This window comes from Rhodococcus sp. BP22 (assembly GCF_014281965.1).
Lineage (GTDB): Bacteria > Actinomycetota > Actinomycetes > Mycobacteriales > Mycobacteriaceae > Rhodococcoides.
The window spans coordinates 72,643-88,692 of sequence record NZ_JACFTB010000003.1 but is presented as its reverse complement, the minus strand read 5'-3'; the positions used below and the strand labels follow the sequence as shown (position 1 = coordinate 88,692).

Annotated in this window: 16 protein-coding genes; 10 read left to right on the top strand and 6 right to left on the bottom strand. The window is 61.9% G+C overall.

Translation table 11 applies throughout. The features are described 5' to 3' along the window. Positions 1 to 12 precede the first annotated feature (12 nt). The 8 genes from urtB to H2510_RS07670 all read left to right on the top strand — a co-directional run bounded on the left by urtB (position 13) and on the right by H2510_RS07670 (position 7,474). Positions 13 to 897, top strand: a complete 885-nt coding sequence (gene urtB / locus H2510_RS07705; protein WP_186627748.1) for an urea ABC transporter permease subunit UrtB — start codon at positions 13 to 15, stop codon at positions 895 to 897. Continuing rightward, the gene (gene urtC, locus H2510_RS07700) at positions 894 to 1,985 is read left to right on the top strand and encodes an urea ABC transporter permease subunit UrtC (protein ID WP_186627747.1); all 1,092 of its coding nucleotides are present in this window, start codon (positions 894 to 896) and stop codon (positions 1,983 to 1,985) included. The genes urtB and urtC overlap by 4 nt, the downstream gene beginning before the upstream one ends. Next, positions 1,982 to 2,830 carry an urea ABC transporter ATP-binding protein UrtD gene (gene urtD, locus H2510_RS07695; protein ID WP_186627746.1) on the top strand — a complete coding sequence of 283 codons (849 nt, stop codon included), beginning with the start codon at positions 1,982 to 1,984 and terminating at the stop codon, positions 2,828 to 2,830. The genes urtC and urtD overlap by 4 nt, the downstream gene beginning before the upstream one ends. Then, the gene (gene urtE, locus H2510_RS07690) at positions 2,823 to 3,515 is read left to right on the top strand and encodes an urea ABC transporter ATP-binding subunit UrtE (RefSeq protein WP_186627745.1); all 693 of its coding nucleotides are present in this window, start codon (positions 2,823 to 2,825) and stop codon (positions 3,513 to 3,515) included. The genes urtD and urtE overlap by 8 nt, the downstream gene beginning before the upstream one ends. A gap of 119 nt (positions 3,516 to 3,634) precedes the next feature. After that, positions 3,635 to 5,422, top strand: a complete 1,788-nt coding sequence (locus H2510_RS07685) for an amidohydrolase family protein (protein WP_186627744.1) — start codon at positions 3,635 to 3,637, stop codon at positions 5,420 to 5,422. Next, the gene (locus H2510_RS07680; protein ID WP_186627743.1) at positions 5,419 to 6,024 is read left to right on the top strand and encodes a TetR/AcrR family transcriptional regulator; all 606 of its coding nucleotides are present in this window, start codon (positions 5,419 to 5,421) and stop codon (positions 6,022 to 6,024) included. The genes H2510_RS07685 and H2510_RS07680 overlap by 4 nt, the downstream gene beginning before the upstream one ends. Then, positions 6,021 to 6,851 (top strand): alpha/beta fold hydrolase, encoded by an 831-nt coding sequence (locus tag H2510_RS07675; protein WP_186627742.1) that lies wholly within the window; start codon positions 6,021 to 6,023, stop codon positions 6,849 to 6,851. Before H2510_RS07680 ends, H2510_RS07675 begins: the two co-directional genes overlap by 4 nt. A gap of 89 nt (positions 6,852 to 6,940) precedes the next feature. Beyond that, positions 6,941 to 7,474, top strand: coding sequence for a carboxymuconolactone decarboxylase family protein (locus H2510_RS07670; protein ID WP_186627741.1), 534 nt, complete (start codon positions 6,941 to 6,943; stop codon positions 7,472 to 7,474). Between the two features lie 17 nt (positions 7,475 to 7,491). On the opposite strand, the gene H2510_RS07665 is transcribed toward H2510_RS07670, so the two are convergent. From H2510_RS07665 to H2510_RS07655, 3 genes are all read right to left on the bottom strand, one after another. Beyond that, positions 7,492 to 8,343, bottom strand: coding sequence for an SDR family oxidoreductase (locus H2510_RS07665; RefSeq protein ID WP_186627740.1), 852 nt, complete (start codon positions 8,341 to 8,343; stop codon positions 7,492 to 7,494). Between the two features lie 200 nt (positions 8,344 to 8,543). Next, on the bottom strand, positions 8,544 to 9,959 hold the full coding sequence (gene lpdA, locus H2510_RS07660; RefSeq protein WP_186627739.1) for a dihydrolipoyl dehydrogenase: 1,416 nt from the start codon (positions 9,957 to 9,959) through the stop codon (positions 8,544 to 8,546). A gap of 49 nt (positions 9,960 to 10,008) precedes the next feature. Then, positions 10,009 to 10,968, bottom strand: a complete 960-nt coding sequence (locus H2510_RS07655) for a dipeptidase (RefSeq protein WP_186628110.1) — start codon at positions 10,966 to 10,968, stop codon at positions 10,009 to 10,011. Between the two features lie 107 nt (positions 10,969 to 11,075). Between H2510_RS07655 and H2510_RS07650 the strand changes: the two genes are divergently transcribed. Continuing rightward, positions 11,076 to 13,106 carry a prolyl oligopeptidase family protein gene (locus tag H2510_RS07650; RefSeq protein ID WP_186627738.1) on the top strand — a complete coding sequence of 677 codons (2,031 nt, stop codon included), beginning with the start codon at positions 11,076 to 11,078 and terminating at the stop codon, positions 13,104 to 13,106. A gap of 18 nt (positions 13,107 to 13,124) precedes the next feature. Here H2510_RS07650 and H2510_RS07645 read toward each other — a convergent pair whose 3' ends face one another. After that, on the bottom strand, positions 13,125 to 13,958 hold the full coding sequence (locus H2510_RS07645) for an alpha/beta fold hydrolase (protein WP_186627737.1): 834 nt from the start codon (positions 13,956 to 13,958) through the stop codon (positions 13,125 to 13,127). An 843-nt stretch (positions 13,959 to 14,801) separates the two neighbouring features. Between H2510_RS07645 and H2510_RS07640 the strand changes: the two genes are divergently transcribed. Next, positions 14,802 to 15,002: a PspC domain-containing protein gene (locus H2510_RS07640; protein WP_186627736.1), complete on the top strand. Its 201-nt coding sequence runs from the start codon at positions 14,802 to 14,804 to the stop codon at positions 15,000 to 15,002. Positions 15,003 to 15,027: 25 nt separating this feature from the next. Here the strand turns inward: H2510_RS07640 and H2510_RS07635 are convergent, their stop codons facing one another. Next, the gene (locus H2510_RS07635) at positions 15,028 to 15,789 is read right to left on the bottom strand and encodes a PIG-L deacetylase family protein (protein ID WP_186627735.1); all 762 of its coding nucleotides are present in this window, start codon (positions 15,787 to 15,789) and stop codon (positions 15,028 to 15,030) included. Then, complete coding sequence (locus tag H2510_RS07630; protein WP_186627734.1) at positions 15,789 to 16,043, bottom strand: hypothetical protein; 255 nt, start codon at positions 16,041 to 16,043, stop codon at positions 15,789 to 15,791. Before H2510_RS07630 ends, H2510_RS07635 begins: the two co-directional genes overlap by 1 nt. Positions 16,044 to 16,050: the final 7 nt, after the last annotated feature.

The window sequence follows — 16,050 nt, the reverse complement described above, 5'->3', positions numbered from 1 at the left end:
AAAGGAGCGCTCATGGATGTCGTAGTCGGGCAGCTTTTCACCGGCTTGAGTATCGGTTCGATTCTTCTACTCGCCGCATTGGGTCTCTCGCTGACATTCGGCCAGATGGGTGTCATCAACATGGCTCATGGTGAGTTCATCATGGCCGGTTCGTACACCGCGTACGTCGTACAGCAGCTCGTCTCCACCGGCGGCGCATCGCTGTTCATCTCGCTGATCGTCGGGTTCTTCGTCGGCGGCGCCATGGGCGTCCTGCTCGAGGTGACTCTGATCCGCCGCATGTATCACCGCCCGCTCGACACGCTGCTGGTGACATTCGGTGTCGGGCTCATCCTGCAGCAATGTGCGCGCGATATCTTCGGCGCCCCCGCCGTCAACGTAGTCTCACCAGGCTGGTTGTCCGGTGGCATCGACATCCTCGGCGCTGTCGTTCCCAAGACTCGCATCTTCATTCTGGTTCTTGCCGTGATCTGCGTCCTCGCTTTGTCTTTCGCCCTCGCGAAGACACCGATGGGTCGACGCATCCGCGCGGTCGTGCAGAACCGGGACCTGGCCGAGACATCGGGCATCTCGAGCCGTCGAACCGACATTTCGACGTTCTTCATCGGGTCCGGACTCGCCGGTGTCGCCGGTGTCGCGTTGACGCTCATCGGTTCGACCAGCTCCACCGTCGGGCAGAGCTACCTGATCGATGCTTTCCTGGTGGTCGTCGTCGGCGGACTCGGCCAGATCAAGGGAGCGGTGATCGCGGCGTTCGCGCTCGGCATCCTCAATTCGTTCATCGAGTACAACACGACTGCCTCGATCGCCAAGGTCATCGTGTTCGTGCTGATCGTGTTCTTCCTTCAAGCCCGCCCACAGGGTCTGTTCGCGGTCAAGACAAGGAGTTTGGTATGAGCACCTTCGTCCAGAAGCGCGGCGCGTGGATGGGATTCGCCCTCGCCGCCGTCCTCCTGTTCGCGGTCGCACCGGCCGTGCTCAGCGAGTTCCGGCTCAACCTTCTCGGCAAGTTCATCTGCTACGCCATCGTTGCGGTCGGTATCGGATTGGCCTGGGGCCGTGGCGGAATGCTCACCCTCGGCCAGGGGGTGTTCTTCGGGCTCGGCGCTTACATCATGGCCATGCATCTGAAGATCTCCGACGCCGAACTCCGCGGCGACGCGGTGCCGGATTTCATGTCCATCGCCGGGATTCGCGAACTGCCGTCGTATTGGGTTCCGTTCACTTCGCCGTTGGTGACGATTCTCGGAATTCTGTTCATCCCGGCTCTCGTCGCGCTCGTTCTCGGCCTCGGTGTCTTCAAACGACGTGTCAAGGGCGCGTACTTCGCGATCCTGAGCCAGGCTCTCGCTGCTGCATTCGCAATTCTGTTGGTGGGTCAGCAGACCACGGGCGGATCCAACGGGCTCAACAGATTCCGGACGTTCTTCGGGTTCGATCTCAAGGATCCGGCCAACAAGCAGATGCTGTTCTTCATCGCGGCCGGTGTACTGCTGGCGGTCGTCGCCATCACCCGACAGCTCATGTATTCCCGCTATGGAGAACTGCTCGTCGCCGTCCGCGATCAGGAAGAACGAGTGCGCTTCCTGGGGTACGACCCCGCCAATGTGAAGATCGTCGCCTACGTGACTGCTGCATTCTTCGCCGGCCTCGCCGGGGCACTCTTCGTCCCGATCGTCGGCATCGTCTCCCCCAACGACGTCGGCATCGTTCCTTCTATCGCGTTCCTCATCGGCGTGGCGATCGGCGGACGTAGCACGCTGCTGGGACCGGTCCTCGGCGCACTCGGTGTGGCCTGGGCGCAGACAACTCTGTCCGAACAATTTCCTTCGGGTTGGACCTACGCCCAAGGACTGCTGTTCATCGTCGTGGTCGGGTTCTTCCCCGCAGGCGTCGCAGGTCTGTTCGCTCTCCGACGTCGCAAGAAAGCTGCAGACGAACCCGGTGCCGTCGTCGATGTCGAAGAGAAGGAACTCGTCACATGATTCACCTCGACAACCATCAGCCGACTTTCGGTGGCAACGCCGGTATGTCGAGCCAGTACCTCGAAGTACGCGGGCTTACCGTGAGCTTCGACGGATTCAAGGCCAACACCGACGTCGACCTGACGCTCATGCAGGGCGATCTGCGGTTCCTCATCGGACCCAACGGTGCCGGCAAGACCACCCTGATCGACGCCATCACCGGACTGGTACCCGCAACCGGGTCGATCACCAAGTCCGGCGTCGAACTGCTCGGCAAGAAGGTGCACCAGATCGCCAGACTCGGCGTCGGACGAACGTTCCAGACTGCCAGCATCTTCGAACAGCTCACCGTCCTGCAGAACCTCGACATCGCAGCCGGGGCGGGACGTTCGATCATGACCATGTTGCGCCGCCGCAGTGCGATCTCGCCCGAGATCGAGGAGGCGCTCGAGACCATCGGTCTGACCGAAGAGAGGAACAAGCCGGCGGGCATCCTTGCCCATGGTCAGAAGCAGTGGCTCGAGATCGGAATGCTGTTGGTGCAGAACGCCGATGTACTGCTTCTGGACGAACCGGTTGCTGGGATGAGCCATGACGAACGCGAGCAGACCGGCGAATTGCTTCGTCGGATCGGCGGCGAACGGACCGTCGTCGTCGTCGAGCACGACATGGACTTCATGCGAGCATTCGCGACGTCGGTGACAGTTCTTGCCGCTGGGCGAATCCTGTCCGAAGGCACCGTCGCCGAGGTACAGGCCGACCCCAAGGTTCAAGAGGTCTACCTCGGCACCGCTGCCGCGGGCGGCGAACTCGATCAGATTGCACAGGACAGCGCCGAAGCCACACTAGGAGACAAGCATGCTTGAACTCATCGACGTGCGCACCGGCTACGGCCGCAGCGAGGTCGTCCATGGAGTCTCACTCACCGTCCCCGCCGACGGCGTCGCCGCGGTCATGGGCCACAACGGTGCCGGCAAGACGACTCTGCTCCGTGCCGCCGTCGGCCTGCTCGCGGTCAACTCGGGCAAGGTCCTCTTCGATGGTGAGGACGTCAGCTCGCTACGACCCAGCGCTCGCGTCGCGCGCGGTCTTGCTTACGTTCCGCAGGGCCAGCAATCATTCGGCCAGTTGACCACGGCCGAGAACCTGCAGGTCGTCGCCGACGGACGCAAGCGGGGTAAGGCTTTGATCGGTGAGGCCCTCGACCTGTTCCCCGCGTTGAAGGAACTGCTCACCAGGCGTGCGGGTCTTCTGTCCGGTGGTCAACGTCAGCAGTTGGCGATAGCCCGTGCACTCATCACCGAGCCGAAGATGCTCATTCTCGACGAGCCGACCGAGGGCATTCAGCCATCCGTCGTCGCCGAGATCGAACGAACGATTCTCGATCTCACCCGCCGCGGCGGACTCGGAGTGTTGCTGGTGGAACAACACATCGGGTTCGCGCTCGAATCTGCCCAGAACTACTACATTCTCGAGGCCGGGCGAATCACGTCCACCGGTGCGGGCGGTAGCGAGTCCGAGGCCGATGTCCGCGCAGCCATGGCGATCTGAGCCGACCATGACAACCGCGCGGACATCGAGGATGTACGTAGCCTATCTCTTACTAGCGAAGGATTGCGAGCGTTCACTCTCTAAGTTATGGTTGCGGCAAACGTAGTGATGGAGGTCACATGAACGAGAGCCTGCCGTACGACACAGTGCTGACCGGAGGGACGGTCTACGACGGCAGTGGCGGGCCGGGGGTAGTTCGCAACGTAGGCATCTCGGACGGCGTCGTCCGCGCGATCACGACCGAACCGCTCGCGGTCGGTCCGAGTACCGAGGTCATCGACGCGACCGGCCAGTGGGTTATGCCGGGATTCGTCGACGTACACACCCACTACGACGCGGAGGTCCTGGTCGGACCAGGACTCACCGAGTCGGTTCGACACGGGGTCACCACGGTCCTGCTGGGGAATTGCTCGTTGTCGACGTTGTACTCGACTCCTGTCGACATCGCCGACCTGTTCAGCCGAGTCGAGGCGTTGCCGCGCGAGCACGTGCTGAAGGCCGTCGATGCACACAAGACGTGGACGAACCCGAACGAGTACATCGACGCGCTCGAGCGACTCCCACTCGGGCCCAATATCGCTTCGCTGGTGGGGCATTCGGACCTGCGTGCCCACGTGATGGGGTTGGATCGGGCAACCGACCGCAGCCAGAAACCGACACGTGAAGAATTCTCGGCGATGGCCGATGCGCTGACCACTGCCCTGGACGCCGGGCTTCTCGGCATGTCCACCATGACCAACCCCTGGGACAAACTTGACGGTGATAGGTACCGTTCGCGGTCACTGCCGTCTTCGTATGCGCGTTGGAAGGAATTCCGCGCACTGCACAAGATTCTGCGCCGACGCGGCCGATTGCTTCAGAGCATCCCTAACCTCAACACCAAATACGACATGCTCTTCTTCCTCGGCAGCGCAACGGGACTGGGCCGAACCCCACTCAAAATCTCGCTTCTTGCTGCCGCCGATGCCAAAGCATCCCCCTGGATTCACCGCATCTTCGGTCCGCTCGCACAACTGGTGAACGGGCCCGGGCGCGGACAGTTCCGCTGGCAACACCTGCCCACCACGTTCGACGTCTACTCCGACGGTATCGACCTCGTCGTCTTCGAGGAGTTCGGATCCGGCCGCGCAGCTCTGCATCTACGAGAGGAATTGGGCCGCAACGACCTGCTGTCCGACGAGGCCTACCGCCGCTGGTTCCGCGCCGACTTCGAGAAGAAGTTCAGCTCACGGGTATGGCACCGAGACTTCGCCGATGCCCAGATCACCGAATGTCCGGATGCCTCGGTAGTCGGTAAGAACATCGCCGAGGTTGCGGCCGAGCGGGGCATCCACGTGGTCGACGCATTCCTCGATCTGGTCGTCGAGCATGGCCGAAAACTGCGCTGGCACACAACTATCGCCAATCATCGACGGAAGCAGATGGACAAGCTCATCACGAGGCCGGGGGTCACCGTCGGGTTCTCCGACGCCGGGGCACATCTACGGAACATGGCCTTCTACAACTTCGGGATCCGGTTGCTGCATCGTGTGCACGGCGCCCGCGACGATCGACGGCCGTTCATGTCCGTGGAAAATGCCGTGTACAAGCTCAGTGGCGAGCTCGCGGACTTCTACGGCGTCGACGCAGGACACCTGAGGGTGGGCGACCGCGCCGATGTGGTCGTCATCGATCCGGCAGGCCTCGACGACGAGGTCCTCGCGTATCGCGAGGAGACGATGCCCGAGTTCGGTGGCTTGAGCCGGATGGTCAACCGGAACGATCAGGCCGTCACCGCGACGCTGATCGCCGGGCGGATCGTCTACCGTGAAGGTGAATTCGCGCCATGGTTCGGCGTATCGGAACGCGCTGGTAGCTTCCTGCGCGCCGGTACCACCACGGCACCGCATCCACGAGAGCGAGTATGAGCAGAACCCAGCAGGAACGACGTACCGAGACGATCGGGAAGCTGCTCGATGCAACGATCGTGTCACTGTGCGAAAATGGCTACGCTGCAACGACGGTGAGCGAGATCGTCTCCCGTGCGGGGGTATCCTCGGGTGCGCTGTTTCGACATTTCCCCACACGCCTCGACATCGTCGTGGCTGCTGCGGACGAGGTGCGGCGACGGCAGTTCGACGAGTTTCGAACCGGCCTCGCCGGCTTCGGTACGGCGTCCGTCGAGCACTGTCTGCTTCTACTCCGGGCTGCATGCCGAGCCCCGATAAACGGTGCCTGGTACGAACTTCTCATTGCGGCGCGCAGTGATATCGACCTGCGGGAACGATTGATTCCCTTCACTGTTCGCTACCACGAGCAGATTTCGGCGCTGGCTCGCACACTTCCGATCGCAGGCAGCATCCCACCCGCGCAACTCGACACGGTCATTTTCACCGTGGTGCACCTGCTCGACGGCGAAGCGCTCTCTGCAATCGTGCATCCGCAGCCGGAGCAGGAGGAGTTGCGATTCCATCTCATCGCCGGACTACTACGGGGCGAAACCATCTACAACCGGATCGAGGCGATGTGAGAACCTGGACCGTCGATTCATACGGAGCCCGTATCGCGGTGTACGAGTACGGAGATCCGCTGGCATCCTCGACGGTGCTTCTCGTTCACGGCTATCCCGACGATCATCGCATCTTCGAGCCGATGATCCGTGCGCTCGGACAGCGCGTGCGGATTGTTGCCTACGACACCCGCGGCGGCGGCGCCACCACTGTCGACGATCCGGACAGTGTCGAAAACTACACCCTGGCCCGTTTGACCGAGGATACGTTCGCCGTGGTCGATTCGATCCCCGATCGAACCGGGCCCTTGCACGTGTTCGCACACGACTGGGGTTCGGTCCAGATGTGGGAAACAATGGCCGCACCCCGTGCTGCAACGACTTTCGCATCGTTCGTATCGGTGTCCGGACCGAGCCTGGACCACCTGCGCGAGGTCTCTCGCGCCCGCGCCGTTTCGCCCCGACAGTGGGCTTCGCTGGCGACGCAACTCGTGCGGTCCTGGTACATCTGGAGTTTCCACGTTCCTGTTCTTCGCCGGTTCGTACCATCGATGATGGCATCGATCGGCAGCGAGGATGCCCCGGAACCGGAGCGCCGGAACCAACAACGCGGAATTGCGCTGTATCGCGCGAACATTCTCCGCCGTCTTCTCTTCGGACAGGATCCGAAGTGCGAGGTGCCCACCACCGTCGTCGTTCCACTCCATGACCGGTTTCTCTCCGCCGACCTTGCCGACGGACTCGAGCGCTGGATACCGGACCTACATGTGATGAAAGTCGACGCCGAACATTGGTGGCCGTATACCCACCCAGCAGATGCGGCCAAGGTAGTGCTGTCGCGGGTGTAACGATCGGTGAATTACGCACATCGACTGTCCACGAGCACCGATTACGCTTTTCGGTGGTACACGGCAGGAGCCGCAGGTAGCGTCGGGGCGTGAGCTCACCGCGTATTGCGTCCGGAACGTTCAAGGATCTCGGCCCGGTCAACTGGGTGTTGTGGCGCGTCCTGTCGAAAGCCGCAGGCGCACCCAACGCGCATCTTTTCAGCACCTTGGGACGCACCCGCGGCCTCTTCCGAGGCTGGTTGTTCTACAGCGGGAAGCTGATGCCCGGCGGCCGGATCTCACGCAAGGAAACGGAAGTGGTGATCAACCGCGTCGCACACGTACGTGACTGCGGTTACGAGATGGACCATCACCGCCGAATCGGCAGACGCGTCGGAGTGACCGAAGCCCTTCTTGCACAAGTGAAAGAAGGGCCGGCAGCGGTCGGTCTGGGTGATCGCTATCGAGCGATACTCACCGCGACCGACGAACTACTGGCCACCAAGAATCTGTCGGACGAAACCTGGGCAGCCTTGGCACACGAGTTCGACGAACGTCAGCTGATCGAATTCCTGTTGCTGGTCGGGCAGTACGACAGCTTGGCGACGACTATCGAAACTCTGCGAATAGAACGCGACTTCTGACAAAAGATTCGCTGCGGCTAACTCTTGTTCGACCCGAACTTGGCACCGGTGGCTCGCCCAATTCTGTTGAGCGGCGCCAAGATATCTTGATACCGTGGCCCCACTACGCGCGGGATCAGATCGAACAGTCGCGCATCCGGGCCGATCAGGATACGCGGCTTGTTGCGCTCGACGCCGCCGAGGATCACCTTGGCCGCGCGTGTGGGCGAGGTGACGGCGATCTGCTCGAAGCGTCGGACTACAGCGTCGTGATCTCCCAGATCTGCCATTCCTCGCGCGTTGGCAACGATGTTCGTCTTGATTCCGCCGGGATGAACACAGCTGACTCCGACGGGATGGCGAGCGACCTTCATTTCCTGGCGCAGCGCCTCGGTGAATCCGCGCACCGCGAACTTTGCCGAGTTGTATGCGCTCTGACCGGGGATGCCCATCAACCCGAACACGCTCGACACGTTCACCAGGTGACCATCGCCGGACTCGATGAGTGCCGGCAGAAATGCTTTGGAGCCGTTGACAACTCCCCAGAAATCGATGTTCATGACCCACTCGAAATCGTCCCAGGTCATATCCAGAACATCCGCGCCGAGCGCGACACCTGCGTTGTTGACCACGAGGTTGACGCGTCCGAATTCGCTGACGACCGCATCGGCATGAAAATACATTGCCGCGCGGTCGGAGACATCCAACTGGTAGGACACTGTTCGTGCACCGATCTTCTCGCACAACACGACCGTCTCCGTCAACGCTTCGCCGTCGATGTCCGAGAGCGCCAGCCTGGCGCCGCGGTGCGCGAGATCGAGGGCGAGCGCGCGGCCGATCCCCGATCCGGCCCCGGTGACGACGGCAACCTTGTTGTCGAAACTCCTCATCGATGCACTTCTTTCGCCTCGGTCGTATCGTCCTGGCCGCGAGAAACACCGGTCGGCAACAGGAACCCCCATGCAACCGCGCGAATCGCCCGATCCGCAGCCCATCCTGCCACGCGATGACGAGTCCGGACAGGGCATGAAAAAAGCTCGTTCGTCTTGTGCGCACACAAGACGAACGAGCTTCGAACTGCTATGGAGGGTCAGAAGTTGATCATGTGTCCTGCGAGGCCGTGAATGGCCTCCTGCAATGCCTCGGACAACGTCGGATGTGTATGGACGTTGCGAGCGAGCTCGTTGACGGTCAGATCCCATTTCTGGGCCAACGTCAGTTCCGGCAGTAGCTCGGAAACGTCGGGGCCGATGAGATGACCACCGAGGAGTTCGCCGTGCTCGGTGTCCGCGATCAGCTTGACGAAACCGGTAGCGTCCCCCAGCCCGTGTGCTTTGCCGTTGGCTGCGAACGGGAAGTTCGCGACCTTGATGTCGGAGCCACGTGCCTGCGCTTCTTCACGAGCCTGCTCTTCGGTGAGTCCGAAGCTGGCGACCTGCGGCTGGCAGAACGTCGCACGCGGCATCATGCGGTAGTCCTCGATCGGCAGCGTCTCGGCGCCGGCGATGGTCTCCGCCGCCACGACGGCCTGAGCCTCGGCCACGTGAGCGAGCTGAAGCTTGGCAGTGACGTCACCGATTGCGTAGATGTGCGGGACGTTGGTCTTCATCGTGCTGGTGATGCCGATGGCACCGCGATCGGTGAGCTCGACACCGGTCTTCTCGAGACCGAACCCTTCGACGCGAGGGGCAAAGCCGACGGACTGCATCACCTTGTCGACGGTGACGGTTTCGACGTCGCCGGACTTGTTGTTCTTGAACTTGACGGTCACCTTGGAGCCGTCGTCGTCGATGCTCTGTACAGCGGCACCGGTGACGATGCGGACGCCGAGCTTCTTGTACTGCTTCTCGATTTCCTTGGAAATGTCGGCGTCCTCGTTGGGGAGCGCGCGATCGAGGTATTCGACGATGGTGACGTCGACACCGTAGTTCTTCATGATGTAGCCGAACTCCATGCCGATGGCGCCTGCACCGACGATGAGCATCGAACCCGGAAGTTCACGGGTCATGATCTGCTCTTCGTACGTGACGACGTTCTCGCTCAGCGACGTTCCCGGCAGCAGTTTGGTGGTGCTGCCGGTGGAGATGATGGCGTTGTCGAACGTGATCGTCTCGGTGCCGCCCTTGGTCAACTCCACCTCGATGGTGTTGGCGTCGGTGAAGGTGCCCTGGCCGTCGAACTCGGGGATCTTGTTCTTCTTCATCAAGAAGTGAATTCCCTTGACGCGCCCCTCCGCGACCTTGCGGCTGCGGTCGAAGGCTGCGCCGAAGTCGAAGGTCGCTTCGCCCGAGATGCCGAACAACTTGGCCTCTTTTGTGAAGAGGTGCGCAAGTTCGGCATTGCGGAGAAGCGCCTTCGAGGGGATGCAGCCCACGTTGAGGCAGACACCGCCCCAGTACTTCTTCTCGATGATGGCAGTGCTCAGTCCGAGTTGTGCCGCGCGGATAGCAGCGACGTACCCACCGGGACCGGCTCCGAGGACAACGACGTCATAGTGTGAGGTCACGATTCCCCAGCTTAGTCGCGTACGGATTCCCTGTCTCGAGACGGTCCGGTTACCTGCCGGTAGCTGCGTGTGTCGCCTGGGCGACCCGCCGGAAGTTCCCACCGAACACGGCCTCGACGGCCTTGTCGTCGAAACCACGACTACGCAGCACCGCCGGCAGGGTGAGCGTTGCTTCCGGCGGAACCCACTGCAGCGGTCCCCAACGCGTGTACATGTCCGAGAACGCCTCGGGGTGGATTCTCAGCTCGTGATTGAAGTCTTCGTGGTCGAAAGAATAATCCGAGCCGATACCCACGTGCTCGATGCCGAGCAACTCCACGCCGTACTCGATGTGGTCCGCCATCGCCTGCACCCGTTTGTCATCGTCCTCGGGCGCATTGACGCCGAGGAAGATGCCGACGCCGTTGATCCCCACGACGCCTCCGGTACGCGCACATTCGAGCGCCTGCTCATCGGTGATGTTCCGCGGATGTTGCCACAGTGCGGCAAAATTGGAGTGACTGTAGATCATTGGGCACTCGGTGCTGCGCGCCACGTCGAGCCCGGTCGAGATCGAGCAGTGCGAGCCGTCGACGAGCATCCCCACACGATTCATCTCGCGAACCACATCCCTCCCGTACGCCGTCAGACCCGTGTCTTCGACGTCGAGGCATCCCCCGCCTGCCGCATTGGCGTGGTTGTAGGTCGGAAGCATGGAACGCACACCGAGGCTGTGGAAGTAGCGAACATTGTCGAGGTCGCCCTCGAGTGGACCGGAATCCTCCAGGTCGAACGCCAGGGTGATCAGCTCGGCAGCTTCGAGCTCGTCCACCGCGTCGACCATGCGAAAACGCCCGTCGGCGAGGGCTTTACGACGGAAATCCTGCGACAGCGCAGTGACGACAGCTTTGGAATGCGGCGAAAAACCGACGTTGACGGATACGTACGACCCGAGCGGGTAGCGAGCCAGCTCCGTGATGTCCGCAGTCGGCACCAATGGCAGACAACAGTGCTGTTCCCACAGATTCATCTCGGGCAATCCTTCCTCGAACACCACGACTCCGACACGAGAGTGAGCACCGACACGTGGGCCGGTCACCTTGGGAGGGACAGTACCTACGAGGGTACAAATAGGGCATGAGCAACACCTCTGATCCGTACCTGTGGCTCGAAGAGGTCACCGAAGAGCGCGCATTGGACTGGGTACGCACCCGCAATGCCGCCACCACCGCCGCGTTGGCCGGCCCAGAATTCGACGCGATCGAAGCGCGCGTCCGCGAGGTCCTCGACACCGACGCACGAATTCCGTACGCGCGGCGGCGCGGTGAGTACCTGTACAACTTCTGGCGCGACGCCGAGCACATCCGAGGACTGTGGCGTCGGACCACGATGACGGAATACCGCAAGGACTCTCCAGATTGGGACATCCTGCTCGATCTGGACGCCGTCGCCGAAGCCGAAGGCGAGAACTGGGTGTGGAGCGGTGCGCAAGTGCTGCGCCCCGATCAGCACCTTGCGTTGGTCACGATGTCCCGCGGCGGCGCCGATGCGTCGATCGTCCGTGAATTCGACTTGCGGACGCGCACGTTCCGCGACCCGTCGGACGGCGGATTTTTCGTTGCCGAGGCCAAGACCGACATCGGGTACATCGACGCCGACACCGTCTATGTCGGGACCGACTTCGGCGCCGGTTCGCTCACCGACTCGGGATATCCGCGTATCGCCAAGCGGTGGACCCGCGGTACCCCGCTTGCCGAGGCCGAAACCGTGTACGAGGGAACGCCGAACGACATCTCGATTTCGGCGTGGCACGACCGAACTCCCGGATTCGAACGTGACTTCGTGCAACGCGCGACGGACTTCTTCAACGCCGAAATGTATCTGCTCGACGGCACGAACCTGACGCTGATCGATACGCCGACCGATGCGACGACTTCGGTCCACAAGCAGTGGCTACTGGTCCGCACGATGACCGAGTGGACGATCGGCGACAAGACGTATCCGTCCGGCGCGCTACTGGCCGCGAACTTCGAGAGCTTCCTCGCCGGGGACCGCGAGATGACCGTACTGTTCTCGCCCGACGCGCACCGCTCCCTGCATCAGTTCGCCTGGACCGAGAACCACTTGCTCGTCGTCACGCTCGTAGACGTGCGCAGCGAGTTCCGAGTGCTCACTCCGGGGCCCGGTGCCTGGGATGATCAGCCGTTGCTCGGCCTACCGGATTCGACCTCCACCGAGATAGTCGGCACCGATGCGGAGGAGAACGGTGACGAGTTCTTTCTGTCGTCGAGTGGTTATCTGACGCCTGCCACGCTGCTGTTCGGCACGGTCGGCGGCGACCTCGAAATCCTCAAACAGGCGCCGTCGTTCTTCGACACCGATTCGATGGCCGTCACCCAGTATTTTGCGACTTCACTCGACGGCACCTCCGTGCCCTACTTCGTGGTCCGCAAGGAAGGCATGGGCCCCGGTCCGACGATGCTCTACGGCTACGGTGGATTCGAGATCTCGATGACGCCGTCGTACAGCGGTGCAACCGGTCTGGCCTGGCTCGAGCAAGGCGGCACGTACGTAGTGGCCAACATTCGAGGCGGCGGCGAGTACGGCCCCGAATGGCATACCCAGGTGCTGCGCGCAGGCCGACACAAGGTCCACGAAGATTTTGCGGCGGTCGCAAAGGATCTCGTGGAGCGCGAGATCACCACACCCAGCCAGCTCAGCGCTCAGGGCGGAAGCAACGGCGGACTCCTGATTGGAATCATGCTGACCAAGTACCCCGAACTGTTCGGCGCGCTGGTCTGCCAGGTACCACTGCTGGATATGAAGCGATACCACCTGCTGCTGGCAGGGGCGTCGTGGGTGGCGGAATACGGCGACCCTGACGACCCCGACGAGTGGGCATTCATCTCCGACTATTCGCCGTACCAGAACATCGTGGCCCCGGACGAGAAACGCTATCCGCCGATCCTCATTGCGACCTCGACACGCGACGACCGGGTGCACCCTGGTCATGCCCGCAAAATGGCCGCGCGGCTCGAAGAACTGGGCCAACCCGTCACCTACTTCGAGAACATCGAAGGCGGGCACGGCGGCGCAGCGGACAACGCTCAGCTGGCCTTCAAGACGGCGCTGTCCTTCCAATTCCTGTGGAACGCGCTACGGCCATAGCGTCGGCGACGGGATCTTTCAGCGGTGTATCCACGAGCTCACGAGGTCCGCGACGGCCGTTGGATTTCGAATCCAGCCGTTGTGGCCGAGTGACTCGGCGACGTGTTCGGCGGTGACGTCGGCGTTGGCGAGTTTGTCGACCAAGTTCTTCATCGACCCAGGCGGTGCCACCTCGTCCCCTTCGATCGTGATCGTCAGAACAGGTAGCTTCAGTCGGCGCATCCGCTCCTCGTAGTCCATATCTGCGCCGGACGGCTCGATCAGTCCGGTTCGAGCGAATCTGGACCAGTCGTCGATCAGCACACGCGACTGCCGCCCGAAACCACCGACACCGACGCGATCCCCTGGCCAGAAGCCGGCAATGCTGCTCGTCAATGCCATGGCTGCGGCGCCGAACAGCAATGGAACACCGCGCACGGTTCCGAAGCCTCGGTGGTATGGCGACCCCGAGGCCACCAAGATCAGCCCGGCCAGTCGACCGCGGATTCGAGCTGCATACATCGACCCGAGTTGGCCACCCATGCTGTGGCCCAGAAGATAGGGAGTGGCGGCCGGAAATTCCTCGCGCACCACCTCGAAGATGGCCGGAAAGTCCACCGATACCAGTTCCTGATAGCCGTATTTGCTGGCGGAACTGGGTTTGGGGACGCTGTCGCCTTGTCCGCGGAGATCACCGACAGCGGCATGGAAACCGCGGGCGACGAGGGCTTCGGCGAAGAGGCGGTAGTAGCCGCCCGGAATTCCGAGACCCGGCAGGATCACCACGACCGGGGCGTCGTCCGGTCCGTCGGCCGGAAACAGCGATACCGGCACTGTCGAACCGTCGGGCATTTGAATAGGAACGGTGTGCACCGAACCAGACTAGGGCGTACGTCCCCGGACAGACCGATAGCCGGCATCTCGACTTAGGTGGATGCCGGCTATCGTCGAAGAGATTTAGGCGGGAGGGGTTGCTGAGCTACCCGATGCCGCTCCGAGAAGCTTGGCCAGCAGACCGAAAAGTCCAGCAAGTTCGGCGGATCCCATATGAGAACTCCTTCGTGAGAGGAAATGGCTCAGAGATTCTGTGACGGTTATCACAAAACGGTCTCTGTAGCAGTATTTCTACCTCACGGGATTACATCTTGTACGTCGAAATCTAAAATTCGATCCATATTGAATTGCTGAATATCACTTATCGGCCACGATCTCGATGACACCGTAACCGCCCCCGACTGCGACTACAGCGTGCACCGAGAACAAAATCAGGCAGCGCTACCGGATGTCAGTACGCCCACGATCTGGTCCACGATCGACTCGACGAGTCCGTCGAGAACGCCCGAGAAAATGTCGCTGATGAACCCTGCTGCTGAACCCATGAAAACTCCTGTACTAGTCATTTGGAACAGCCGTAGAAAGTACGACCTGATGTCGTTCCTACCGCACTTGGCAGCGCGGCGCAGCATTGAGCGGTCGTGTCGAATTCCTACGCCCTCATCGGTACCCGTACAACATTTTTTTCACTGGAGACACAGCGAAAACCACACGAAAGAAAAGTCTTTCGGCTTCCATGCGGGCGTAAGGTTTGTTATCTGGAAGCTGTTTTCAGTCTTGCCTGAAAGGTCCGGGCGCCGCGCACAACGTCGGCAACTTCAGGGTGAAGATGGGTGGATTTCCCGATGTGCGCCGGCACCACCACATCGCAGACTTGTCGGCATGACTTCCACCAACCCACCCAAAGAATTTGTCCGCTCCAACTCGCAGAAGATGATCGCAGGTGTGTGCGGCGGCATCGGAGAATACTTCGGCGTCGACGCCAACCTCGTACGAGTCCTGACGGTGCTGGGTACCGTCGTCTCGGGCGGAACCGTCGCGCTGATCTACTTTGCCGCGTGGATGCTCATGCCGAGCAGATAATCAGTCCTGACTGCCTGCGGGCAGCTCAGGTAACTGCGACCACCTGAAACGCCTCTGCAAGTCGGCCCTCGGGCAGCCCTGCCTGCGACGCGGCCGCACCCGCGAAACCACGCAACAGTGCGTCGAGTTCGTGGATATGCTCGGTTTGACTGCGATGAGCCCGCAAAGCCGCGACCTTGGAATCGAACGTTGCCGTGATGTCCACGGTCATATTGTTGTGAGGTCCGCCCATGATCCACAGTTGGTGCGCCGACCATGCCTGCAGACCTTCGTCCTCGAGCAGCTCCGGATGCGCATACGGATTCCTGGCATCGGGGTACACGGCGGCGAAGGCGGCCTCGCCCGCCGCCCGGTGATCGGGGTGCGAGGCACCAACCCGGCTCCAATCGAACTCCGGCGATTGGATCAGCACCCGCTGTGGGCGGACCCTCCTGATAGCCCGACTGAACCCTTTGCGCAGCTCCATCGTCGGGTACAACGCGCCGTCGGCGAACCGGAGGAACTCCACGTCGTGCACACCGAGCGCAGCCGCAGCAGCCTGTTGTTCGGCTTCACGCATCGCCGCCATCGCCTCGCGCGGGATGTCCTCGAACCCGCCGGCGTCGCCCGAGGTGGCCAAGCAGTAGCTGACCACGATTCCGCGCTCGGTCCAGAGGGCGACCGTGCCGGCCGCACCGAAGTCGACGTCGTCGGGATGGGCGGCCAGTACTAGGACACGCTCGACATCACTGTCGGAGACAGCATCGGAACTGTAGGAGTGGGGATCTGGCGTTGAGTCGGCTGTCATCAGTCAGCCAGCATACGGCGCAGGACGTACGGCAGGATCCCTCCGTGCTGAAAGTACGCCGCTTCTGCGGGGGTATCGATGCGCACCGTCGCCGTCAGCTCACGGACCTTCCCGTCGGTCTCGACCCGGACGGTGACCTCATTGTGTATCGGGTCGGCGCCTTCGAGCCCGATCACCGAATACGTCTCTTCGCCGATGACCCCGAGCGGTTCAGCGCCCGCACCTACTCCTAGGTACCACAACTTCTGCGGCACAGCGTAA

Bases quoted from the DNA above. Each gene is read 5' to 3' on its own strand.
- H2510_RS07680 (WP_186627743.1), top strand. From the start codon at position 5,419: ATGAGCAGAACCCAGCAGGAACGACGTACCGAGACGATCGGGAAGCTG.
- H2510_RS07635 (WP_186627735.1), bottom strand. From the start codon at position 15,789: ATGACAGCCGACTCAACGCCAGATCCCCACTCCTACAGTTCCGATGCT.
- urtE (WP_186627745.1), top strand. From the start codon at position 2,823: ATGCTTGAACTCATCGACGTGCGCACCGGCTACGGCCGCAGCGAGGTC.
- H2510_RS07655 (WP_186628110.1), bottom strand. From the start codon at position 10,968: ATGAATCTGTGGGAACAGCACTGTTGTCTGCCATTGGTGCCGACTGCG.
- H2510_RS07650 (WP_186627738.1), top strand. From the start codon at position 11,076: ATGAGCAACACCTCTGATCCGTACCTGTGGCTCGAAGAGGTCACCGAA.
- urtB (WP_186627748.1), top strand. From the start codon at position 13: ATGGATGTCGTAGTCGGGCAGCTTTTCACCGGCTTGAGTATCGGTTCG.
- H2510_RS07685 (WP_186627744.1), top strand. From the start codon at position 3,635: ATGAACGAGAGCCTGCCGTACGACACAGTGCTGACCGGAGGGACGGTC.
- H2510_RS07640 (WP_186627736.1), top strand. From the start codon at position 14,802: ATGACTTCCACCAACCCACCCAAAGAATTTGTCCGCTCCAACTCGCAG.
- H2510_RS07665 (WP_186627740.1), bottom strand. From the start codon at position 8,343: ATGAGGAGTTTCGACAACAAGGTTGCCGTCGTCACCGGGGCCGGATCG.
- urtC (WP_186627747.1), top strand. From the start codon at position 894: ATGAGCACCTTCGTCCAGAAGCGCGGCGCGTGGATGGGATTCGCCCTC.
- urtD (WP_186627746.1), top strand. From the start codon at position 1,982: ATGATTCACCTCGACAACCATCAGCCGACTTTCGGTGGCAACGCCGGT.